This is a genomic window from Burkholderia sp. Bp9140, from assembly GCF_003853425.1.
GTDB lineage: Bacteria > Pseudomonadota > Gammaproteobacteria > Burkholderiales > Burkholderiaceae > Burkholderia.
On sequence record NZ_QTPQ01000003.1, the window covers coordinates 257613 to 281972 of the forward strand.

The following is a 24360-nucleotide window of genomic DNA, read 5'->3' on the forward strand; positions in this document are numbered from 1 at the left end:
CTTTCGCGCGGCCCTGAAATGTACGCGCACAATTCGGATTGAACAATGCTTTTATAGTCCATTAATTGTTCCGCAATCCGAGACAACCGACATTTCGCTGCAATTTTGTGTCGTCGACGCGACAATTGCGCACTGGGAAGCAGTGTATGTCGCAGGCCGACGACACGCCGCTTCCCGTCATCCGCTCACCTGCCCGTCGGTTAGAATCCCGTGCAATCAAACAGAAAGCTTCCCTCCGAGGGCATCGAGCGATGGAGCAGCACGACAAACACAACAACACGCATCAATCCAACCACACGACACGGCTGCTCTGGCGCATCGGCGCGGTCGCCGCACTCGGGGGCGCCGCGGCACTGTCGCTGCACGCACTCGCGGCACGCACGGTGAGCGTATCGCCGCAAGGCACCGTCACCGAAGTCCGGCAGAGCGTCGTCAAGTTCGACGAACCGATGGTCGCGTTCGGCTCGGCATCCGCGCCGCCACCCGCGCGCATGACCTGCAACGATTCCACCGCCGCACGCGGCCAGGGCCACTGGCTCGACGACAAGACGTGGGTCTACGATTTCGAGAACGACCTGCCGCCGGGCGTGCGCTGCTCGGTCGCGCTCAACGACACGCTGCGCTCGGTCGCCGGCAATGCGGTCAGCGGCCCGCGCCGCTTCACGTTTCAAACCGGCGGCCCGTTCCCGGTGACGGTGCGCCCCGGCTCGCGCGAGATCGAGGAGCGCCAGGTCTTCGTGCTCAAGCTGAACGGCCCGGCCGAGCCGCGCTCCGCGCTCGCGAACATCTGGTGCGAAGCGGCCGGCATCGGCAACCGTATCCCCGTCACGGCCGCCGACGACGATGCGCGCAACGCGCTGCTCGACCACTTCGGGCTGAAGAAGGACGCCGCGCGCGTGCTGACGCTGTCGTGCGCGCAGGCACTGCCCGCGAGCGCGAAGATGCAGCTCGTCTACGGCAAGGGCGTCGCGAGCCCGAGCGGCATCGCGAACGACACCGAGCGCCGCTTCGACTTCACCGTGCGCGCACCGTTCGCCGCGAGTTTCTCGTGCGAGCGCGAGAACGCGAAGGCGCCCTGCACGCCGCTGCGGCCGCTGACGCTGTCGTTCAATGCGCCGATCTCGCGCAAGAACGCCGAGGCGATCAAGCTGCGCGGCCCTGACGGTTCGCTTTCACCGACCTTCGCGGCCGACGACCACAGCGACGAAGTGACGACCGTCACGTTCAACCCGCCGCTGCCCGCGCAGGCGAACCTGACGATCGAGCTGCCGTCGGGCCTGCGCGACGTGACCGACCGCTCGCTCGCGAACGCCGACCTGTTCCCGCTGGCGACGCGCACCGCGCCGATGCCCCCGCTCGCGAAATTCTCGTCGGGCACCTTCGGGATCGTCGAGCGCTTCGCCGAACCCGATACGCCCGCGCTCGTGCCCGTCACGCTGCGCAACGTCGAGGCCGACCTGCACATCGCGGGCCTCAACACGCGCGGCGCGCAATTCTCGAACCTGAAGATCGACGACGACACCGCGATCCGCCAATGGATGCGCACCGTCGAGCGCTTCGACAACTGGTCGATGACGGCCGGCACGATCGACGAGCGCATGCCGGGCCTGCTCCGGCGCAAGGGCCAGCACCCCGTCTACGTGCCGCTCGAGGCCGGCGAGAAGATGCCCGCGCCGCAGAACCGCCGCATCGACGTGCGCTCGCTGTCGCTGCTCACCGGCGAACCGGGTGCGCAGGCGCTGACGCTGCCGAAGGCCGATCCGAAGACGCTGCGCCCGTTCGAGGTCGTCGGCGTGCCGATCGACAAGCCCGGCTTCTACGTGCTTGAACTCGCGTCGCCCGCGCTCGGCCGCTCGCTGCTCGCGAAGCCGTCGAGCATGTACGTGCGCACCACCGTGCTCGTCACGAACCTCGGCGTGCACCTGAAACAGGGCCGCGAGAACAACCTCGTGTGGGTCACGACGCTCGACAAGGGCAAGCCGGTGCCGAATGCGCGGATCCGCGTGTCGGATTGCAACGGCGACGAGATCGCGTCCGGCAAGACCGATGCGCAAGGCCTGCTGAAGATCGACGGCCCATTCGAGCCGAAGCACGAATGCAGCCAGTCGGAACGCTTCGACGACTACTTCGTGTCGGCGCGCGTCGACGATCCGAAGACGGGCCCCGACATGGCGTTCGTCAGCTCGAACTGGAACCGCGGGATCGAGTCGTGGCGCTTCAACGTGCCGACCGATACCGACAGCGCGCCGACCGTGCGTGCGCACACCGTGTTCGACCGCACGCTCTTGCGTGCCGGCGAAACCGTGTCGATGAAGCACTTCCTGCGCACCGAGACACTGCAGAGCCTCGCGTTCCCGGCGCAATACCCGACGCGCGTGACGATCCGCCATCTCGGCTCGGACCAGACCTACAAGCTGCCGCTCACGTGGTCGGCCGACCACAGCGCGGACACGCAGTTCACGCTGCCGCCCGCGGCGAAGCTCGGCGAATACAGCGTCTCGCTCGAAGGCGGCCCGGACGATGCGCCGACCGCCAGTTACTACAGCGGCAGCTTCCGCGTCGAGGCGTTCCGCCTGCCGGTGCTCAAAGGGACGATCAGCGCGCGCGACGCGCAGAAGAGCCCGCTCGTCGCGGTCAAGGAAGCACCGCTCGCGGTGCAGATCGACTACGTGTCGGGCGGCGGCGCATCGAACCTGCCCGTGCAGGTGTCGGCGCTGATGAAGTGGGCATCGCCCCCGTTCGCGGATCGCTTCGAGGATTTCAGCTTCACGCCCTATCGTCCTGAGCGGAGCGACGGCAACGCCGACGACGATTCGCAGGACGGCGACAACGCATCGGCCGCGAACAACGACCCGGACGCGACCAAGCTGATCGCGGACAAGCTGCCGCTGACGCTCGACCGCAACGGCGCGGGTTCCGTCACGCTCAAGGGCCTGCCCGACGTCGACGCGCCGAAGCGCATCGCGCTCGAGGCGACGTTCGCCGACCCGAACGGCGAGGTGCAGACGATCCGCGGCGACACGATCCTGTGGCCGGCCGCGGTCGTGGCCGGCATCAAGGCAGGCCGCTGGGTGTCGGTCGGCCAGCGCGTGCCGGTGCAGGCGCTCGCGGTCGACCTGCAGGGCAAGCCGCGCGCGTCGGTGCCGATCGAGATCAAGGGCGTCGCGCACGTCACGACGTCGTCGCGCAAGCGGATGGTCGGCGGCTTCTACGCGTACGACAACAAGAGCGACACGCGCGACCTCGGCGTGCTGTGCTCGGGCAAGACCGACGACAAGGGCCGCATGGCCTGCGACGCGACGCTCGAACAGGCCGGCAACGTGCAGTTGATCGCGGTCGCGAAGGACGGCGACGGCCGCACGTCGAACGCGTCGACGTCGGTCTGGGTCACGCGCGAGGATCAACTCTGGTTCGGCGGCGACAACACCGACCGGATCGACGTGATTCCGGAGAAAACGTCCTACGAGCCGGGCGAGACGGCCCGCTTCCAGGTGCGCATGCCGTTCCGCTACGCAACCGCCCTTGTCGCGGTCGAACGCGGCGGCGTGATGGAGACGCACATCGTCGAACTGAACGGCAAGAACCCGACCGTCGACCTGAAGGTCGGCGAATCGTGGGGGCCGAACGTGTACGTGTCGGTGCTCGCGTTGCGCGGCCGGATTCGCGAGGTGCCGTGGTACTCGTTCTTCACGTGGGGCTGGAAGGCGCCGGTCGAATGGGCGCGTGCATTCTGGCGCGAAGGCCGTCACCATGAAGCGCCGACCGCGTTCGTCGACCTGTCGAAGCCCGCGTTCCGCTACGGCCTCGGCGAGATCAAGGTCGGCACGGGCGTCCATCGTCTCGGCGTGACCGTGACGACCGACGCGACGCGCTACACGGTGCGCGGCAAGGCCCAGGCGCACGTGAAGGTCACGCTGCCGAACGGCCAGCCCGCGCCCGCCGGCACGCAGATCGCGGTCGCCGCCGTCGACGAGGCGCTGCTCGAACTGATGCCGAACCACAGCTGGGACCTGCTCGACGCGATGCTGCAGCGCCGTGCATACGGCGTCGAAACGGCCACCGCGCAGATGGAAATCGTCGGCCGCCGCCACTTCGGCCGCAAGGCCGTACCGGCCGGCGGCGGCGGCGGCAGCGCGCCGACGCGCGAGCTGTTCGACACGCTGCTGCTGTGGAATCCGCGCGTGACGCTCGACGCGAACGGCAGCGCGACCGTCGCGGTGCCGCTGAACGACGCGCTCACGCGCTTCCGGATCGTCGCGATCGCGGCGGTCGGCCCCGACCGCTTCGGCACCGGCAGCACGTCGATTCGCAGCACGCAGGACCTGCAACTGATCTCCGGCCTGCCGCCGCTCGTGCGCGAAGGCGATGCGTTCCGCGCACAGGTCACGCTGCGCAACACGACCGACCGCGCGATGCAGGTCGTCGTGACGCCGCGCGTGACGGGCCTCGAGGTCGCGCCGCAGACCGTGTCGCTCGCGGCCAATGCGGCGGCCGAGGTCGCGTGGACGATCACCGTGCCCGAGCAGGCGCTCGACGCGGCCGGCGCGCTGAACTGGCGCATCGAGGCGGCCGAGCAAGGCGGCAAGCGCGCGTCCGATGCGCTGGCCGTCGCGCAGAAGGTCGTGCCCGCGCTGCCGGTGACCGTGCAGCAGGCCACGCTCGCGCAGGTCGACGGCACGCTGACGGTGCCCGTGTCGGCCCCGGCCGGCGCCGTCAGCAACGCGCAGGGCGCGCCGCGCGGCGGCATCGCCGTGTCGCTGCAGTCGAAGCTCGCGGACGGGCTGCCCGGCGTGCGGCGCTGGTTCGAGCGCTATCCGTACCGCTGCCTCGAACAGCAGACGTCACGCGCGATCGGCCTGCACGACGCAGCGCAATGGCAGGCGCTGGTTGCGCGCATGCCCGTCTACCTCGACAGCGATGGGCTCGCGAGCTACTTCCCGCCGTCGTCCGACGATGCGCACTACGGCAGCCCGACGCTGTCGTCGTACCTGCTCGTGGTCGCCGACGAGGCCAGCCGCCTCGACCCGCGCTTCGCGCTGCCGGAAGACCTGCGCACGCAGCTCGAGGCCGGGCTCGCGCGCTTCGTCGACGGCCGCATCGAGCGCAACGCGTGGGCGCCGCGCCAGGATCGCGATTTGCGCAAGCTCGCCGCGATCGAGGCGCTGTCGCGTTACGGTGCAGCACAAGGCCGCATGCTCGGTTCGATCGAGATCGCGCCGAACCAGTGGCCGACGTCGGCGGTGATCGACTACCACGCGATCCTCACGCGCGTGAAGGACATCCCGCAGCGCGACGCGAAGCGCGCGCTGGTCGAGCAGATCCTGCGTGCGCGCCTCACGTACCAGGGCACGCAGCTCGTGTTCTCGACCGCGCGCGACGACGACCTGTGGTGGCTGATGACGAGCAACGAGACCAACGCCGCACGCCTCGCGCTGGAATTCGCGGGCGACCCGGCGTGGAAGGACGAGATGCCGCGCGTGACGGCCGGCCTGCTCGCGCTGCAACGCCAGGGCGCATGGCAGACCACGACCTCGAACGCACTCGGCCAGCTCGCGATCGAGCGCTTCTCGCGCACCTACGAGAGCACGCCGGTCGCCGGCACGACGAAGGTCGCGCTCGGCGGCAACGAGCGCGCGATTGCGTGGTCGCAGGCGCCGGCGCCCGCCGACGCCCCCGCATCGGCCGCCGCCGCGACGCGCGCCGCCGCCGCGCGCAGCGTGCTGATGCCGTGGCCGCGTGCGTCGCAGGCGCCGGCCACGCTGTCCGTCACGCAGGACGGCACCGGCCGCCCGTGGGCGACCGTCGAGAGCCTCGCGGCCGTGCCGCTGCGCGCGCCGTTCGCGGCCGGCTACCGGATCACGAAGACCGTCACGCCCGTGTCGCCCGCCGTCAAGGGCGTGCTGACGCGCGGCGACGTCGTGCGCGTGCACCTCGACATCGACGCGCAGAGCGACATGACGTGGGTCGTCGTCAACGATCCGATCCCGGCGGGCGCGACGATTCTCGGCTCGGGCCTTGGCCGCGATTCGGAAGCCGCGACGCAGGACGAAAAGCGGCCCGACGGCGCGTGGCCCGCGTTCATCGAGCGCGACTTCGACGGCTACCGCGCGTATTACGACTATCTGCCGAAGGGCAAATTCTCGGTCGAGTACACGGTGCGGCTCAACAACGTCGGCACGTTCGGGCTGCCGCCGACGCGCGTCGAGGCGCTGTACGCACCGTCCGTGTATGGCCTGTGGCCGAACCCGCCGATGACCGTGAAGCCGGCCGACGCGGGCAAGTCGTGAGCACGCGATGATCGATCGGGTCTTGCCGCGGCCGGCGCGTTTCGCCGGCCGCGTATTCGTCGCCGTCGTGCTGGCCGCGCCGCTCGTCGCGCACGCGCTGCCCGGCTACGACGACGTGCGGCGCAACTGGCGCAGTTCCGACTGGGTGCTGCTCGCGCGCGACGGCACACCGCTGCAGCGCACGCGCGTCGACCTCGGCGAACGGCGCGGCGACTGGGTGTCGCTCGCCGACGTGTCGCCCGCGTTCCGCGAGGCGATCGTCGTGTCGGAGGACAAGCGCTTCTACGAACACAGCGGCGTCGACTGGCGCGGGATCGCCGGCGCGGCGTGGGGCAACCTGTGGAACGAGCGCACGCGCGGCGCGTCGACCGTGACCATGCAGCTCGCCGGGCTGCTCAGCGATTCGCCGCGCCGCTCGGGCCAGCGCTCGCTGCCGCAGAAGGCCACGCAGGCAATGAACGCGCTGCTGCTCGAACGCGGCTGGCGCAAGGACCAGATCCTCGAGGCCTACCTGAATCTCGTGCCGTTCCGCGGCGAGACGGTCGGGCTCGCCGCACTGTCGCAGGTGCTGTTCGGCAAGGCGCCGTCCGGCCTCGACGCGCGCGAGGCCGCGATCGCTGCGGCGCTGGTGCGCGCGCCCAACGCGGCACCCACGAAGGTCGCCGAGCGAGCGTGCCGGATCCTGCGCGACATGCATGCGGAACAGGCCTGCGCGTCGCTCGACGGCTACGTGCAGCTCGTGATCGCCCGCCCGGCCAACGCCGCGCGCGACGACGGTGCCGCCCTCGCGCCGCACTTCGCGCGCCGCATCGCGGCCGAGGTCAAGCCGGCGGCCGGCGCGCAGGTGCGCACGACGCTCGATGCGCCGCTGCAGCGCTTCGCGCGCGACACGCTGACGCGCGCGCTGACCGAGCTCAACGCGCCCGCGCACCGGCGCAACGTGCAGGACGGCGCGGTCGTCGTGATTGACAACGCGACCGGCGAGATTCGCGCATGGGTCGGTTCGTCGGGTGCGTTGTCCGGCGCGCGCGACGTCGACGCCGTGCTCGCGCCGCGCCAGGCCGGCTCGACGCTCAAGCCGTTCCTCTACGCGCAGGCGATCGACGAGAAGCGGCTGACCGCCGCGTCGCTGCTCGACGACGCGCCGATCGACCTCGCGGCCGGCGGCGGTCTCTACATTCCGCAGAACTACGACAAGGACTTCAAGGGCTGGGTGAGCGTGCGCAGCGCGCTCGGCGGCTCGCTGAACGTGCCGGCCGTGCGCACGCTCGTGCTCGTCACGCCGCACCGCTTCGCGCGCACGCTGACCGCGCTCGGGCTGCCGCTCGCGCAGGAAGGCGACTACTACGGCTTCAGCCTCGCACTCGGCAGCGCGGACGTCACGCTGCTGTCGCTGACCAATGCGTATCGCGCGCTCGCGAACGGCGGCGTCGCGCGCAAGGTCGTCGACCTGCCTGCGTCGGTGACTGCGTCCGGCGCGTCGACACCCGGGCGGGCGGACCACGGCACGCGCGTATTCAGCAAAGCGGCCAGCTTCGTCGTCACTGACATCCTCTCCGACAACAATGCGCGCGTGCGCACGTTCGGCTTCGACAACCCGCTCGCGACGCGCTTCTTTTCGGCGGTCAAGACCGGCACGAGCAAGGACATGCGCGACAACTGGACCGTCGGCTTCACGTCGCGCTATACGGTCGGCGTGTGGGTCGGCAATGCGGACGGCTCGCCGATGTGGGACGTGTCGGGGGTGACGGGTGCGTCGCCGGTATGGTCGGCCGTCGTCGGCTACCTGCACCGCGACCTGCCGAGCCGTGCGCCGCAGCCGCCGGCCGGCGTCGAAACGCGTCGCATCGCGTTCGAGCGCGACGTCGAACCGTCGCGCAACGAGTGGTTCGTCGCGGGCACGGCGCTCGACACGATCCGGCTCGCGGCGCCCGTCACGCCGGGCAAGGACGGCGCGCGCGCGCCGCTGACGATCGGCGCGCCGACCGACGGCACGATCTTCGCGATCGATCCGGACATTCCGCCGAAGAATCAGCGGATCTGGTTCGAGCGCTCGTCCGGACATGCCGCGCGGTTCGCGTGGCGGCTCGACGACAAGGTGATCGGCCATGCCGACCGCATCGCGTGGATGCCGTGGCCGGGCCGGCACCGGCTGGAACTCGTCGATGCGCGCGGCAACGTCGCGGATGCGATCGGCTTCGAGGTGCGCGGCGCGTTCGCGAAGACGGCAGCGCGCAAGCCGTGAGTGGCCGGGCCAGACGCTTACTGGCCGGCTGCGTTGGCGTTCGGCTTCTGCTCCGACCGGCAGTGCCTCCCCCGGGCACAAGCGGGCACAAACGGGCCAAACGGGCAAGCAGCGCGCCGATTCGGGACATAAAATATGAGCGGCGCCGCACCTCCTGCGCCCACCGGTTGCCCCACTATCTCAAAGGCCCGCGACCATGAACCCTTGCCATCCGCGCTTCCTCCGCCCCGCGCTGGGCGCCGCCTGCGTCACCGCCGTCGCGGCACTTGCGGGCTGCAACGGCGAAGCCTGCTTCGGCGTCGACGTCTGCTTCAACGACAACACGCAAACCGTCGCGCTGTCCGGCACGGCCGCCACCGGCACCGCACTCGCGAGCGCATCGGTGACGGTGAGTTGCGCGCAAGGCTCGGCGACGACACTGACCGACGGCGGCGGCAACTACCGCGTGACGGTCAACGCCGTGCTGCCGTGCGTGATCACCGTTGCGTCGGGCGGCACGAGCCTGCATTCGCTCGCCTATGCGGGCGGCACCTTCAACACGACGCCCGAGACCGATCTGATGCTCGTCTATCTCGCCGCGCAGCTCGGCACCAACACGGCCGGGTTGATCGGCAATTTTCAGGGGAATGCGCACTTCCAGAGGGTGATGGGCAGCCCGGGTACGGTGCAGGCCGCGCAATCGGCGGTGGTGACGAATCTGCAGCAGCGCTATTCGGTCACACTGTCGACACCGGCCTTCCTGACGACGCCGTTCGTGGTCGGGCAACCGGGCGTCGACAGCGATCTCGACGCGCTGGCCAAGGCCGGCGCGATCGATTCGAACGGAATGCCGGACCCGGCCGCGGTTGCGCTGCTGGCGCAGGCAGGCGCGGCGCAGCCACTGTGAGCGGCCGGCGTGCCGTTGCGGCACGCACTCTCATGCAGCCTGCTCGGCTTACGCCGCCTCCCCGCTTCCGCAAGCAACGCTCGCGGCCTGCTGCTGCGTCAGGTAGCGCAGCAGCTTCGTCACCATCCACACGACGATGAACGACAATGCGACGAAGAACACCGCGAGCGGCGTCAGCACCTGCACCGACACGAAGCCGGCGAGGCCCATCATCGCGGATGACACGAGCAGCAGCGCGCACCCGAGGATCGCGCTCGTCAGCCCGGCGATATGCGGAAACAGCGAATTGCCCTTGGCCATCAGCGTCGGATACATCGCGCCCGCGCAGAAGCCCATCACGAGCACCGGCGTCGCGAGCGTCCATACGCGCAGGCCGACGGTCAGCGCCAGCACGAGCATCACGACCGCCGCGGCCGCCATCACGCGCGCGCCGATGCGCAAGCGCTGCTCGGCGCTCGGCAGCCCGCGCCCGTGCATCCGGTTCGACAGCCCGCCGAGGAAATACATCAGCCCGATCCCGAGCGCGAGATAACCGAAGAAGGTCGGTGGCTTGTGCAGCGTGGTCTGCACCATGAACGGTCCGACAATATTGAACACCAGCAGGATGCTGTAGCACAGCCCCTGTGCGAGGAAGCAGCTCTGGAACACCGGGCTCGCGAGCACCTTGCCCGCGTTCGCCATCAGCGTGCGCGGCTCGAGACGGACCGGTTTCGGCAAGGTTTCCCGGTAGTGCCACAACAGCGCCCACATCACCAGCGAATACACCAGCAGGAACACGAGGCACGCGCGCCAGCCGAACCATTCCTGCAGGTGCGCGCCGATCACCGGCGCGATGATCGGCGCGAGCCCCCATGCGATCGACATGTAGGTGAACGCATGCATCAGCGCCTGGCCCGAGAACGAGTCGGTGATGATCGCCTTCGCGAGCAGGTTGGTGGTCGCGATCCCGAAGCCCTGCAGGCAGCGCGCCAGCACGAACGTCTCCAGGTTCGGCGCGCCGAGCGACAGCAGGCACCCGATCGTGTAGATGACGAGCCCGAACGCGAGCACGCGCTTGCGTCCGTACGCATCCGCGACCGGGCCGAAGATCAGCTGGCCGAGCGCATAGGCGGCCATGTAGCCGGACACGCTCGACTGGATCGCCTGCGGCGTGGTCGCGAACGAACGCGCCATGTCGGGCAGCGCGGGCACGTAGATGTCGATCGCGAGCTGGCCGGCGGAGGCGAACAGGCAGATCAGGAACAACAGGAAGCGCGGCGAGTTCGATTCGCGCGCGGGAGTGAGCGAGGCGTTCATGACAACCGGGAAGGATTCGGACGGCGGCGACACGCGCCAGCTTGTTCGAATGACGAACACCGGTGCGTGGCGAAGCGCATATTGTGCCTGTTGTTGCGCGGCGCGACAGGAATCCCATGGCGCGGGCGAGGTTGAATGCCGATTGCGGCACATTCCGAACCGCGCTGGGTGCCCGTTTACGTTCCTCGCCAAGCCGCCCCGAGCACCCGGCACAGCTCCGTCCAACGGGCAGGCGGTGCCCGTGGAGGCCGAGACGCGCGTCGTCCGGACGTCCGTCGGCGCGATGCAGGTCGGCACGGGGAGCTGGCACAGCCCCCATGGCGGCGCGAGCGTCGAGATGCAGGCTTCGTCGTCGGGCGGCATGCCGCCGGCGGCCCGCGCGCGGGCCGGAAATCAAGGGCTGATGCCCGGCTCCGTCGCGCGAGCGACCGGGCCGGAAACCGAAACCGCCGGCATGTGCCGGCGGTTCCTTATTTGCGATGCAATCCCGCTTCGAAGCTTCGATCAGTACTGCGCCTGATCCGTCGGATTCCTGAACAGCTGCTTCATCTCCGGCGACAGCGGATAGTTGAGGCTCACGCCCTTCGGCGGAATCGGCTGCATGAACCACTGGTCGTAGAGCTTCTCGGCCGCGCCCGAGGTCTGCATCTTCGCGATCACGCCATCGACCACGTGCTTGAACGCCGGATCGTCCTTGCGCATCATGCACGCGTAGTTTTCATGCACGAGCGGCGTGCCCGTCACCGTGTACGCGCCCGGGTTGCGGTCCTTCGCGATCTCGCCGTACAGCAGCGGCTCGTCCATCACGAACGCGACTGCGCGCCCCGTCGTGACGTTCATGAACGCTTCGGCGTGGTCCTTCGCGCTGATGATCGTCATGTTCATCCCCTTCTCCTCGTTGAGCTTGCGCAGCAGGCGCTCGTCCGACGTGCCGGCCGTCGTCGCGACCGTCTTGCCGGCCAGGTCCGGGAAGTCCTTCACGCCCGACTCCTTGCGCGTGCTGAAGCGGATCCCGTAGAGGAAGATGCTGTTCGAGAACGCGGCCTGCTTCTGCCGCTCCAGCGTGTTGGTCGTCGACCCGCACTCGAAGTCGATCGTGCCGTTCTGCAACAGCGGAATCCGGTTCTGCGACGTGATCGGGATTTCCTTCACCGTCAGGTTCGGCGCCTTCAGCTCCGTCTTGAGCGCGTCGATGATGCGCGCCGCGATGTCGCGCGAGTAACCGATGTTCTTCTGCTGGTTGTCCGAATACGAGAACGGCACCGACGATTCGCGGATACCCAGCGACACGATGCCCGTGTCCTTGATCTTCTTCAGCGTGCCAGTGAGGGCCTGCGCGTGCGCGGTGCCCGCCAGCGCGCAGGTCAGCGCAACGGCCAGCCAACGGAAGCGGCGATCCATGCTTTTCTCCTGACGAAACGTTGATCGAATCGCGATCGTACGCCCGACAAAATTTGCACCGTATCAGGGAAAGCGTCAGGCGCCCGCCGCGAGCGGTCGCTTTCCGTGGCGCGCAAGAAGCGTATTGCGCCCGACCGGTCGTCCGCGGTCTCGTCCCCGCGCGTTCGGTCATCCGTTCCAAACGCACGTTCGCGCTGCGGCGCAGCACCGCAATCGTTTGCGTCCCGCCCTTCTTTCGTACAAAACATATTCAAGAAGCCGCCAAAGCAGCCGTTACCCAATGCATGTCGCGTCGCGGAAACTCCGCACGCGCCAGAGAAAAAACGAGGTCCGGTTTGAGCCGGACCGGGCACCACCGCCGGCACGACGGTTATCTCCGAGGATCGACTTTCAACATGAAAGCCAAACGCTTCAATTTCGCGCTGGCCCATTCCGCCCATGCGCGCATGCTCGCCGGCATGCTGTCCGCCGCGGCCCTGCTACCGATCGCCGGCTGCGGAGGCGGCGGCGGCGACGGCAGCAACCCGTCGCCGACCAACTCGGCACCGGCCCCGGCGCCGGCCCCGACGACTCCGCCCCCCGCCTCCGGCAGCAACGCGTGCACGTCCCAGCAGGCCGCCGTGCAGATGGCCGCCCAGACAACCACGCCGGCCGAGCCGCCGGTCGATCATCTGATCGTCAAGCTGAAGACGCTGACGGCCACGCGTGCGATGGCCGCCCTCGACACCGGCACGCGGCTCGACGCGGTGATCCAGCGCTCGATGACGCGCTGGACGGCGCCGACGACAGCCAGCGCCGCCCGTGCGTATGCGGCCGTGACGACGTCGCAGGCATCGCTGAACGTGCTGGTCGAGCGGACCCTGTCGGACGGCACGGCCGTGCTGTCGATCGGCCAGCGCATCGAATCGGCCGACGCGGCAGCGCTCGCGCAGGCATTCGCGGCCGACGGCGACGTCGACTACGCGGAACCGGATCACCCGATGCGGATCCGCGACACGCCGAGCGACCCCGCCTACAGCCAGCAGTGGTATCTGTCCGATGCGAGCGTCGGCATCAATACGCCGCCGGCCTGGACGCGGACCAAGGGTTCGCCGACCGTCGTCACGGCCGTGCTCGACACCGGCTATCGGCCGCACCCCGACCTCGTCGGCAACCTGCTGCCCGGCTACAGCTTCATCTCGAACGTCAACACCAGCAACAACGGCCAGACGCGCGGCACCGATGCGGCCGATCCGGGCGACTGGGTCACGCAGCAGGAACTCGACGATTCCAGCGGCCCGTACTATCACTGCGCGAGCGAACCGAGCAGCAGCAGCTGGCACGGCACGCGCGTGATGGGCGTGATCGGCGCGACGGCCAACAATGGTATGGGCGTCGCCGGCGTGGCGTGGCTCGGCCGGATCCTGCCGGTGCGCGTGCTCGGCAAGTGCGGCGGCACGACGAGCGACATCGCCGACGCGATGCGCTGGGCGGCCGGCATTCCGGTCGCCGGCGTGCCGACGAACCCGAATCCCGCGAAGGTCATCAACCTGAGCCTGGGCGGCGTCGGCGCGTGCAGCGCAACCTTCCAGAAGGCGATCGACGACGTGAACGCAAAGGGCGTGACCGTGGTCGTCGCGGCCGGCAACGACGGCCTGTCGACCGCGCTCGACCAGCCCGCGAACTGCCGCGGCGTGATCACCGTCGGCGCGACCGACGCGACCGGTCGCCGCGCATCGTTCAGCAACTTCGGCTCCGACGTCGCGCTGAGCGCACCGGGCGTCAACATCCTGTCGACGGCCAACAGCGGCACGACGACGCCGGGCACGGACACGTACGGCACGGCGAGCGGCACGAGCCTCGCCACGCCGCAGGTGACGGGCATCGTCGGGCTGATGCTGTCGGTGAACGGCAATCTCACGCCCGCGCAGATCCAGCAGAAGCTGCAGGGCGGCGCGCGTGCGGCGATGCTGCCGGCCAGCACGTCGTGCACCGCACTGCCGGCCGGCTCCGGCATCGCCGATGCAGGTGCGGCCGTCACGGCGGCCACGCAATAACCGGCGCGCTGCCTCGACGCAACCGCGCGCACGCCTGCACGGCATGCGCGCGGTTTTTGTCATCCGTGGAGCCGGCATCCCCGCGCTAACGTTCTGCAAGAATTGCCTGAAAAAAAGGGCGGAAAAAAGGGTTGACGCTTCGCACGACGACCCATTACCATCGCCCCCGTCTGATTACATGGAGTGTTCTGTGAACACCGATGCGAGTTGTAGTTGGTCCTCGACCAACTTGACTGCTGCCTGAGGAAACCGCGCAGAGCCTCGTCTTCTGCCGCATCCCGGGAAGCAGGATGCGGCGCCCTTCCGGCCTGACCGGCCAGAATCCCCCGCCGAATTTTTCGATATCGCCGAATGCCCGCGCCGCGCAACGGTACGCTGCCGCGCGCGTGCGTTCGTGCTGCGCGCAGCGCGAGCTGCGCGCGTGTTCCGTTCGCGTGCCATCCGGCCGCGCACCTTCGTGCGTGCGCGGTTGCCGATCGCCCGTGCCCGCTACCCGCAACCGACAGGAGTGCAGATGAACCCAGACGACAGTAGTCGATTACCGCTCGCCGGTGCGACGCTGCGCATCGCCCCTCCGACCGCACTGCGCGCGCCGGCGAGCGTTCCCCTCTTCACCGATCCACAGCCGATCGCGCCTGACGCGACGCGGCGGAGAGCGCTCGTGCGTCGATAACGTCACCGTCGCTCCCCGCCCGCCGCCTCGTGCGCAAGGAGCGACACATGACACAACGCAATACCTCGCAAAAGAAACAGCGCGGCTTCATCAACGCCGGCCCCGGACAGCAGAACGAGCCGCCCATCATGCGCGCCGCGCAGGAAGCAGCCCGCCCGCTCGAAGAAACCTTCAAGTCGCTGCGCACCGGCACGCGCGGCCTCACCTACGACCAGGCCGCCGATCGTCTGCAGCACAACGGTCCGAACGAAATCGCGCACGACAAGCCGCCGCACTGGACGCGACAGTTGCTGCACGCGTTCCACAATCCGTTCGTCTACGTGCTGCTGGTGCTGGCCGCGATCAGCTTCTGCACCGACGTCTACTTCGCGGCGCCCGACGATCGCGACTACGTCGGCATGACGATCCTGCTGACGATGGTCACGATCAGCGCGCTGCTGCGCTTCGTGCAGGAATTCCGTTCGCTGCGTGCGGCCGAGAAGCTCAAGGCGATGGTCCGCACGACGGCGACCGTGCAGCGCGCGGTGACCGACACGTCCGAGCCGGCGCGCCGCGAGGTGCCGATGCGCGAAGTGGTGGTCGGCGACATCGTGCACCTGTCGGCCGGCGACATGATCCCCGCCGACGTGCGCCTGCTCGCGTCGCGCGACCTGTTCATCAGCCAGGCCGTGCTGACCGGCGAAGCGCTGCCGGTCGAGAAGTACGACACGCTCGGCGCGGTCGCCGGCAAGTCGGCTGACACGGGCATGGCGGGGAAAACCGGCGCGGCGAACGGCGCATCGACGTCGCTGCTCGATCTCGAGAACGTGTGCTTCATGGGCACCAACGTGGTCAGCGGCACCGCGACGGCCGTCGTCGTCGCGACCGGCGAGGACACCTACTTCGGCTCGCTCGCGCGCAACGTCGTGAGCCACAAGCGCATCGAGACGAGCTTCGATCGCGGCGTCGCGAGCGTGAGCTGGCTGCTGATCAAGTTCATGTTCGTGATGGTGCCGATCGTGTTCATGATCAACGGCCTGACCAAGGGCGACTGGCTCAGCGCGCTCACGTTCGCGCTCGCGGTGGCCGTCGGCCTCACGCCCGAGATGCTGCCGATGATCGTCAGCGCGAACCTCGCGCGCGGCGCGATCGCGATGGCGCGCCGCAAGGTCGTCGTGAAGCGGCTGAACTCCGTGCAGAACTTCGGCGCGATGGACGTGCTGTGCACCGACAAGACCGGCACGCTCACGCAGGACAAGATCATCCTCGAACACCATCTCGACCTGTCCGGCCACAAGAACGAGGACATCCTGCGGCTCGGCTGGCTGAACAGCTTTCATCAGAGCGGCCAGAAGAACCTGATCGATATCGCCGTCGTCGCGCGCGCCGACGAGATCGGCGACCGTGTGAAGCCGCAGGGCTACAAGAAGATCGACGAACTGCCGTTCGATTTCGTGCGTCGCCGCCTGTCGGTCGTCGTCGAGGACACGCACGGCACGCACCTGCTGATCTGCAAGGGCGCGGTCGAGGAAATGCTCGCGGTGTCGACCCACGTGCAGGACGAGGACGGCGTGCGCCCGCTCGACTTCGTCGCGCGCAAGCGGCTGCTCGAACAGGCAAACGCGTACAACGAGGACGGCTTCCGCGTGCTGGTGCTCGCGACGCGCATGATCCCGCGCGGCGACGAACGCGAACAGTACCGCACCGCCGACGAGCGCGACCTCGTCGTGCGCGGCTTCCTGACCTTCCTCGATCCGCCGAAGGAGTCGGCCGCGCCGGCGCTCGCCGCGCTGCGCGAGAATGGCGTGGCGGTGAAGGTGCTGACGGGCGACAACCCGACCGTCACGATGAAGGTCTGCCGCCAGGTCGGCCTCGAACCGGGCAAGCCGATGCTCGGCGCCGAAATCGAGGCGCTCGACGACGCGACGCTCGCGCAGGTCGTCGAACGCACGACGGTGTTCGCGAAGCTCACGCCGCTGCAGAAAGCGCGCATCGTGAAGGCGCTGCAGGCGAACGGCCACACGGTCGGCTTCCTCGGCGACGGCATCAACGACGCCCCCGCGCTGCGCGACGCCGACGTCGGCATTTCGGTCGACAGCGGCGCCGACATCGCGAAGGAAACCGCCGACATCATCCTGCTCGAAAAGAGCCTGATGGTGCTCGAGGAAGGCGTGATCAAGGGCCGCGAGACGTTCGGCAACATCCTGAAGTACCTGAACATGACCGCCAGCTCGAACTTCGGCAACGTGTTCTCGGTGCTCGTCGCCAGCGCGTTCCTGCCGTGGGAGCCGATGCTCGCGACCCAGCTGCTCGTGCTGAACCTGATCTACGACACGTCGCAGATGCTGCTGCCGTGGGACCGGATGGATCCCGAGTTCCTGAAGAAGCCGCGCAAGTGGGAAGCCGGCAACATCAGCCGCTTCATGCTGTGGGTCGGGCCGACCTCGTCGGTGTTCGACATCACGACTTACGTGCTGATGTGGACCGTGTTCGGCGCGGGTGCGATGTATCACCTGCACGGCGGCTCGGGCGGCCAGATCGTGATGAACTCGGGCTGGTTCATCGAGAGCCTCGTGTCGCAGACGCTCGTCGTGCACCTGCTGCGCACGCAGAAGATCCCGTTCCTGCAGAGCACGGCCGCGCTGCCGGTGCTGCTGTCGACGTTCACCGCGATCGCGATCGGCTGCTGGCTGCCGTTCTCGCCGTTCGCCGATTCGCTCGGCTTCATGCACCTGCCGGGCACCTACTGGCTGTGGCTCGCGGCGACGATGGTCGGCTACATCCTGCTCGCGCAGATCGTCAAGACGATCTATGTGCGTCGCTACAAGCAGTGGTTCTGATTGCTTCCGAACGGTGGCAGCCGGCCCGCGCGGGCCGGCCGCCCACGACGCATCATGGGTGACTTCATGAAAAGAATGCTTCCGCTCGCGGCTGCGAGCGCCCTCCTCGCGCCGCTGGATGCGTACGCAGCCCATCCGCTCGTCAGCGACGACACGGGTACGCAGGGCAATGCGAACTGGCAGGTCGAGTTCAACGGCGAGGAAACCTCGAAACAGGACGAAAACGGCCGCCATCAGTTGTGGAACGCGACGCTCACGCGCGGGTTCGGCGAACACGTCGATCTCTACGTGAACGCGCCTTATACGCATCTGCAAACGCGGACCGACGACAACGGCGCGGGCATCGGCGATGTCGAGATCGGCATGAAATGGCGCTTCGTCGAACGCGGGCCGCTGTCGCTCGCGCTGAAACCGAAGGTGACGCTGCCGACCGGCAACAACGATCACGGGCTCGGCACGGGCCGCGTCGGCACCGGCGCGACGCTGCTCGCGCAAGCCGACGTCGCGCGCTTCTCGCTGCTCGCGAATGCGGGCCTCGCCTACCAGCCGAACCGCCAGAGCGACCTGCGTTCGGTCTGGGCCGTGTCGGCCGCGGCGCTCTACAAGGCGACCGACAAGGTACAGCTCGTGGCCGACATCGGCATGTCGCGCAACACCGAAAGCACGGCCGGCGCGAATCCGGCGTTCGTGATCGCGGGTGCGATCTACTCGCCGAAGCGCTGGCTCGATCTCGACATCGGCTACCGGCGCGGGCTGAACGACCAGACCTACCGTCACTCCGTCATGGGCGGGGTGACGGCGCGATGGTGATGCCGTGAAGATGCGGCCGACGCCGCATGTCGAACCACCTTGCGACGGGTCGCCTTCGGGCGGCCCGTTGTTTCATCGGGCGTCGCGCGCGCCGAACAGTTGCGCGCACACGGCGCGTCCCTCCTCGGTCAATGCGGCGCTGCCGGTGCCGTCTTCGTTCAGCGTCGTCGCGCTCAGGCCGGCGGCGTCGAGCTGGGTCAGCACGCGGCGCAGCGTGCTCATCGGCAATTGCGTGCGCTTCGCGATCTTCGGCAGCGACCATGCCTTGCCGGACGGATCGGTCGCGGCTTCGTGCAGCGTCGCGAGCGTCGCAACGAGCGCGGGATCGAGCGGAGAGTCGTCGGGTTCGGAAGTCATCGGTTCGGGTTCGTGAGCCGGCGCCGGGCCGGGATTCGGGAAGACTGCAATCGCGGACACTATACGCCGCGTTATGCGCCCCTGAGCGCCGCGCGCATGAACGACACGAAACGCGTGGTCACGGGATCGTCGCGGCCGGACAGCCACGCGAGCCCGACGCGCCATTTCGCGTCCCTGCCGTCGAGCGGCAGGACGGTCGCGTCGCGCAGCAGGTACTGCGCGCGCGACGGAATGAACGCGACGCCAACCCCGGCCGCGACCGACGTGAGCACCGATTGCACGTCCTCCGCCTGCTGCGTGACCTGCGGCACGAAGCGCCGCTCGACACACCACCGGTCGATCTGCGCGGCGAGCCCGGGGCCGCGTGCGCGCTGCAGCGCGATGAAGCCGATCTCGTTGAGCACGTCGAGATCGGCCGGCACGCGCTTGAAGCCGAGGTGCGGCGGCACCGCGAGCGCGAGCCCCTCGTCGATCACCTTGAACGACGACAGCCCTTCATCGGACGGCAAACGCAGGAAACCGGCGTCGAGCTTGCCGGCGCGCAGCCGGCGTGTCTGTTCGGACGACGACAGGTCGCTCAGCGTGACCGCGATACCCGGATTGCGGCGCCGGAACTCCGCGACGAGTTTCGGCACGAGCGTCAGCACGGACAGGCAGATGCCTAGCCGCAGATGCCCGCGTTGTCCGCTGGTCGCCTCCCGCGCACGCGCGAGGATCTCGTCCGCATCGCGCACGAGCGCCTGTGCGTCGGGCAGGAAGCGTTCGCCGAACGGCGTCAGCTCCGCACCGTGGCGCCCGCGCTCGAACAGCTTGCCGCCGAGGCTCGCCTCGAGCGCACCGATCTGCTTGCTCAGCGCCGGCTGGCTCATGTGCAGCACGTCGGCCGCGCGGCTGAAATGGCTGAGCTCGGTGACCGTCAGGAAGGTTCGCAGCAGTTTCAATTCCATTCTTTAAAGGAATCGTATCGATCGAAACATTCATTTTACTGATCGAACGGCATGACGTTCAATACGGACATGCCCCTCCCGGAATTCACTGTCATGCCCTTTGATCATGCGGCCGAGTGCCTGACCGATATGTCGTGCGACACGGTGGTCGCCGGCGAAAGCGGTGCCGAGTCCGACGCGCCGGTGCCCGAACGTCGTGCCGCGCGCGTCGACGGACGCAGCCGCCGCTTCCGCTTCGGCGATGTGCTGGACGACGCGCCGCCGCGCGCCGTCACGGGTTCGATCGCACTCAGCTTCGCGGTCGTGTCGCGGCGGAACTGGCCGCGCTGAGCCTTCGTCTCAAGCGCATTCCGTCGAATGCGCACCTTCGACGATCCGCAAAAAAACAGCAGGAATCCGCCCGCATCACGCACCATTGCGCACACATCGATCGTCATCGCCACGCGATCGACCTTATAATTTCCCGCACCCGCTGACCGCCCACGCGTTTCGCGCCGCCGCAACGCGCGTGAAAAGGAGACTTTCGCTTGACCGGCCTCATCGCGCGCCTGCCTCGCGCCCGGACCACCCTGATCATCGCCCTCTCGTTCCTGACACTCGCGTTCGCAACGAACGCGTCCGCGCAGCGCGCGCAGCCGCATCGCACCGCGTCGCCGCAAGCGCATGCGAACGTCGTCAAGAAGAAGCCCGCCCACCGCAAGAACAAGGCCGTCAAGCACCGCCGCCCGCGCGTCAAGCATCATGCGGTCAGGCATCACGCGGCACCCGCGCCGCAGCATCGGCGCGCGAAACGCACGGACGCGGTTCGCCCGCGCCCCGCCGCGAAGCCGCGCCTGCTCGCGAGCTGCGGCTACAGCCCGCACGCGGTGCGCTCGCTGCACTCACGCGCGGCCTACGTGCTCGACGTCGACTCCGGCACGCCGCTGCTGGCGCGCAACGCACGCACCGTGCGGCCGATCGCGTCGATCTCGAAGCTGATGACCGCCGTCGTCGCGCGCGACGCGGACCGGCCGCTGAACGGCGTGCTGCGCGTCACCTCACGTGATCGCGATACGATCAAGTTCACCGGTTCGCGGCTGCCGATCGGCGCCGAACTGTCGCGCCGCCAGATGTTCCATATCGCGCTGATGTCGTCGGAGAATCGCGCGGCCGCCGCGCTGAGCCGCGACTATCCGGGCGGGCGCGCCGCGTTCGTGAAGGCGATGAACCGCGAAGCGCGCCGGCTCGGGATGCGTCATACGCATTTCCGCGAACCGACCGGGCTGTCGCCGCACAACGTGTCGACCGCCGAGGATCTCGCGCGGCTCGTCGGCGCGGCCGCGCAGGATCCGCTGATCCGCTATTTCTCGACGGACACGTCGACCACCGTGCAGGCCGGTGACGGCGAACTGCTGTATGTGAACTCCGATCCGCTCGTCCGCCATGGCCGCCTGCCGATCCGGCTGCAGAAAACCGGCTTCATCAACGAATCGGGGCACGGCGTCGTGATGCGCATGCGCGTGAACGGCCGCCGCGAAACGGTCGTGCTGCTCGGCGCACCGACGCGCGCCGGCGTGTCGAGCGACGCGCTGAAGATCCATCGCTGGCTGGCCTGCTCGATCCAGTAAACCCGACGCGCGCGACCGGCGCGCTCATCGACGAAGGAGCGAAGCCATGCAGGACGAATACCGTTTCAACGCGTTCGGACGCCTGCTCGCCGTCGTGCGTACGAACGGCCGCTGGGCGGTGTTCGATCTCGGCACCGAAGGCAAGCGGCGGCCGGCCAACCTGCAGATTCCGCCCGCGCTCGCCGCGGACGAACTCGCGCAATATCTCGGCGACCTGCTGCACGAGGATGCATCGCCGACGTACAACGACGTCGTGCGGGTTCCGTCGCCGCGCCGCGCGTAGCGCCCCGCCGCACACCGTCGGCATCTCGCAAGCCGGCGGTTGCGCGCCACCGGCCGCTGTTCCGCTCACCCGAGCGCACCGACGAACCGACGAACCGACGAGTCGCACGTCGCACATCACCGCCCAACTAGACAGTTAAACTTGCAAGTTTAACTGTCATATTCTATGATCCTCCGCATGACACCACCCCGCACATCCGGCGTTTCCGCCGACACCGTCGCCGCCGATCTGACCCTCGCGGTCGGTCAACTGATCCGCCGGCTGCGCTCCGAGATCGAGTCCGAAGGGCTCGGCATGTCGCAGATGAGCGCGCTCGCGCGGCTCGAACGACAGGGCCCGATGACGACCGCCGATCTCGCCCGCGCGGAGGCGATGAAGCCGCAGTCGATGAAGGCAATTCTCGCGAGCCTCGAGGAAGACGGGCTCGTCGAACGTGAGCCGCACCCGACCGACGGCCGCCAGATCCTGTTCCTGCTGACCGCGGCCGGCCTGGAAGCACAGCGCAAGCGCAACACCGCAAAGCACAAGTGGCTCGGCGCCGCGATCGGGCAGCTCGACCCCGAAGACATCCGCACGCTCGCTGCCGCGATTCCGCTGATCCGGCGCATCGGCGAGCAATGACCTCCGCCGGCGTGCGACGCGGCATCCACGCGCACGCTTCCCTTTGCCCAATTCACGGAGCATCGACACCATGAGCCCAACCCGTCTCGACACCCGCACGGCGCTCGTCGTCATCGACCTGCAAAAAGGCATCGTCGCGCTGCCCACTTCCCACCCGGTCGCTCCGGTGGTCGAGCGCACGCGCGCACTGCTCGACGCATTCCGCGGCCGCGGCCTGCCGGTCGTACTCGTCAATGTCGACGGCGGCGCGCCGGGCCGTACGCACAAGCAAGCGCGCCTGGATGCCCTTCCCGCCGACTGGGCCGACCTCGTGCCCGAACTGAACCGCCAGCAGGGCGACCACGCCGTGACGAAGCAAACCTGGGGCGCGTTCACCGGCACCGATCTCGACGCCTACCTGAAAGCGGCCGGTGTCACGCAGATCGTGCTGACCGGCATCGCGACCAGCATCGGCGTCGAATCGACGGCCCGGCAGGCGCACGAACTCGGCTACAACGTGACGCTCGCGGTAGACGCGATGACCGACCTCGACGCGGACGCGCACACGAACAGCGTCGAACGGCTGTTCCCGCGTCTCGGCGAGACGGGTTCGACGCAAGAGATCCTCGCACTGCTCGACCGGTGCGGCGCGTGAGCGACAAGTGCGCTCGGCCGATGCCTGGCCCTGCGGCCGGCCGGCTCGATCCGTCGATCTGGAAAGTCAGCGCGGTCGCGACGCTCGGCTCGCTGCTGTCGCAGCTCGACGCGACGATCGTCAACGTGTCGCTGTCGAGCCTCGCGACCGACCTGCACGCGAGCCTGTCGACGATCCAGTGGGTGACGAGCGGCTACCTGCTCGCGCTCACGCTGGTGTTGCCGCTGAACGGCTGGCTGGTCGACCGCATCGGCGCGAAGGCGCTGTACCTGTGGAGTCTGTCCGGGTTCACGCTGACGTCGGCGCTGTGCGGGCTCGCGTGGTCCGCGCCGTCGCTGATCGCGTTCCGCGTGCTGCAAGGCGTCAGCGGCGGGCTGCTCGCGCCGATGGCGCAGATGATGATCGCACGCGTGGCCGGCCAGCAGATGGCGCGCGTGATCGGCTATGCGGCGGTGCCCGTGCTGCTCGCGCCGATCCTGGGCCCGGTCGTCGCCGGCGCGATCCTGCAGCACGCGTCGTGGCGCTGGCTCTTTCTCGTGAACCTGCCGGTCGGCGCGCTGGCGCTCGCGCTGGCCGCGTGGTTCCTGCCCGGCGACCGCGAGGAAACGCAGCGGCGCGAGCTCGACTGGGTCGGCCTCGCGCTGCTGTCACCCGCGCTCGTGCTGTTCCTGTACGGCGCGGAGCGGATCAACGCCGTGCCGGGTATCGCCGCGATCGCGGTTTCCGTGCTGCTGCTCGCTGCGTTCCTGCGCGTCGCGCGGCGCCAGGGCGAGCATGCGCTGATCGACCTCGCGCTGTTTCGCTCGCGCGTGTTCGGCGCGGCCGCCGCCACCCAGTTCCTGTCGAACGGCGCGATCTACGCGGGCCAGATGCTGATTCCCGTGTTCCTGATCGAAGCGTGCGGCCGCTCGCCCGGCGAGATGGGCTGGCTGCTGGCGCCGCTCGGGCTCGGCATGCTCGTCACCTTTCCGTCGATGGGTGCGCTGACGAGCCGGTTCGGCGTGCGCCGGCTGGCCGCCGCCGGCGCGATGCTCGCGTTCGTCGCGACGCTGCCGTTCGTGTATCTCGCGCTGGCCGGCTTCGATCCCTACGTGCTGGTGCCCGCACTGTTTCTGCGCGGGATGGGCCAGAGCGCGATCGGCGCCCCGTCGATTTCCGCCGCGTATGCGTCGGTCGAGCGGCGCAACCTGCCGATGGCGACGACGTCGCTCAATATCGTCGCGCGTCTCGGCGGCCCGACGTTCACCACGACGTGCACGCTGTTTCTCGCGTGGCGGCTGCAGGTCGAATCGGCAACGACGAGCGGCTCGCACGGGGCCGCGTATGCGTGGGCGTTCGGCCTGCTTTGCGCGCTGCATGCGGCGAGCGTCGTGACGACGTTGCGGCTGCCGCGATGGTCCAGCGGCGCGGGCGAACGGCCGACAGGAGCCGCGCGAGTCGGTTCGCGCTGAATGGCGC

Annotated in this window: 16 protein-coding genes and 1 pseudogene; 13 read left to right on the forward strand and 4 right to left on the reverse strand. The window is 68.8% G+C overall.

The features are described from left to right. The first annotated feature begins 251 nt into the window (after positions 1-251). From DIE21_RS04425 to DIE21_RS04435, 3 genes are all read left to right on the forward strand, one after another. A complete protein-coding gene (locus DIE21_RS04425; RefSeq protein WP_124496384.1) occupies positions 252-6287 on the forward strand; it encodes an alpha-2-macroglobulin in 6036 nt (2011 codons plus the stop codon). Positions 6288-6294: 7 nt separating this feature from the next. Then, complete coding sequence (gene pbpC / locus DIE21_RS04430) at positions 6295-8532, forward strand: penicillin-binding protein 1C (RefSeq protein ID WP_124496386.1); 2238 nt, start codon at positions 6295-6297, stop codon at positions 8530-8532. Between the two features lie 196 nt (positions 8533-8728). Next, positions 8729-9418, forward strand: a complete 690-nt coding sequence (locus tag DIE21_RS04435) for a hypothetical protein (protein ID WP_124496388.1) — start codon at positions 8729-8731, stop codon at positions 9416-9418. Between the two features lie 48 nt (positions 9419-9466). Here DIE21_RS04435 and DIE21_RS04440 read toward each other — a convergent pair whose 3' ends face one another. Further along, positions 9467-10714, reverse strand: coding sequence for a multidrug effflux MFS transporter (locus DIE21_RS04440; protein WP_124496390.1), 1248 nt, complete (start codon positions 10712-10714; stop codon positions 9467-9469). Positions 10715-10856: 142 nt separating this feature from the next. Here DIE21_RS04440 and DIE21_RS38245 point away from each other — a divergent pair. Beyond that, positions 10857-11099, forward strand: a pseudogene (locus DIE21_RS38245) (hypothetical protein); the annotation flags it as partial. Positions 11100-11218: 119 nt separating this feature from the next. Here DIE21_RS38245 and DIE21_RS04450 read toward each other — a convergent pair. Beyond that, positions 11219-12115 carry a glutamate/aspartate ABC transporter substrate-binding protein gene (locus tag DIE21_RS04450; protein ID WP_124496394.1) on the reverse strand — a complete coding sequence of 299 codons (897 nt, stop codon included), beginning with the start codon at positions 12113-12115 and terminating at the stop codon, positions 11219-11221. Positions 12116-12510: 395 nt separating this feature from the next. On the opposite strand from DIE21_RS04450, the gene DIE21_RS04455 reads away from it, so the two are divergent. From DIE21_RS04455 to DIE21_RS04475, 3 genes are all read left to right on the forward strand, one after another. Further along, on the forward strand, positions 12511-14151 hold the full coding sequence (locus DIE21_RS04455; protein WP_124496396.1) for a S8 family peptidase: 1641 nt from the start codon (positions 12511-12513) through the stop codon (positions 14149-14151). A 720-nt stretch (positions 14152-14871) separates the two neighbouring features. After that, entirely contained in the window at positions 14872-17643 is a 2772-nt protein-coding gene (gene mgtA, locus DIE21_RS04470) for a magnesium-translocating P-type ATPase (RefSeq protein WP_124496400.1), read from the forward strand. 66 nt (positions 17644-17709) lie between these two features. After that, entirely contained in the window at positions 17710-18453 is a 744-nt protein-coding gene (locus tag DIE21_RS04475; protein WP_124496402.1) for a transporter, read from the forward strand. A gap of 72 nt (positions 18454-18525) precedes the next feature. On the opposite strand, the gene DIE21_RS04480 is transcribed toward DIE21_RS04475, so the two are convergent. Then, positions 18526-18810: a transcriptional regulator gene (locus DIE21_RS04480; RefSeq protein WP_124496404.1), complete on the reverse strand. Its 285-nt coding sequence runs from the start codon at positions 18808-18810 to the stop codon at positions 18526-18528. A 71-nt stretch (positions 18811-18881) separates the two neighbouring features. Then, positions 18882-19757, reverse strand: a complete 876-nt coding sequence (locus DIE21_RS04485; protein WP_124496406.1) for a LysR family transcriptional regulator — start codon at positions 19755-19757, stop codon at positions 18882-18884. A gap of 93 nt (positions 19758-19850) precedes the next feature. On the opposite strand from DIE21_RS04485, the gene DIE21_RS04490 reads away from it, so the two are divergent. From DIE21_RS04490 to DIE21_RS04515, 6 genes are all read left to right on the forward strand, one after another. Beyond that, complete coding sequence (locus DIE21_RS04490; protein ID WP_260432300.1) at positions 19851-20087, forward strand: hypothetical protein; 237 nt, start codon at positions 19851-19853, stop codon at positions 20085-20087. A gap of 197 nt (positions 20088-20284) precedes the next feature. After that, positions 20285-21364, forward strand: a complete 1080-nt coding sequence (locus DIE21_RS04495; protein ID WP_124496410.1) for a serine hydrolase — start codon at positions 20285-20287, stop codon at positions 21362-21364. Between the two features lie 46 nt (positions 21365-21410). Then, positions 21411-21647: a hypothetical protein gene (locus DIE21_RS04500; protein WP_124496412.1), complete on the forward strand. Its 237-nt coding sequence runs from the start codon at positions 21411-21413 to the stop codon at positions 21645-21647. A 165-nt stretch (positions 21648-21812) separates the two neighbouring features. Continuing rightward, positions 21813-22268 carry a MarR family winged helix-turn-helix transcriptional regulator gene (locus DIE21_RS04505; protein ID WP_124496414.1) on the forward strand — a complete coding sequence of 152 codons (456 nt, stop codon included), beginning with the start codon at positions 21813-21815 and terminating at the stop codon, positions 22266-22268. A 70-nt stretch (positions 22269-22338) separates the two neighbouring features. Then, a complete protein-coding gene (locus DIE21_RS04510) occupies positions 22339-22902 on the forward strand; it encodes an isochorismatase family protein (protein WP_124496416.1) in 564 nt (187 codons plus the stop codon). A 20-nt stretch (positions 22903-22922) separates the two neighbouring features. Beyond that, positions 22923-24353 carry a DHA2 family efflux MFS transporter permease subunit gene (locus DIE21_RS04515; protein ID WP_409364614.1) on the forward strand — a complete coding sequence of 477 codons (1431 nt, stop codon included), beginning with the start codon at positions 22923-22925 and terminating at the stop codon, positions 24351-24353. Positions 24354-24360 lie beyond the last annotated feature (7 nt).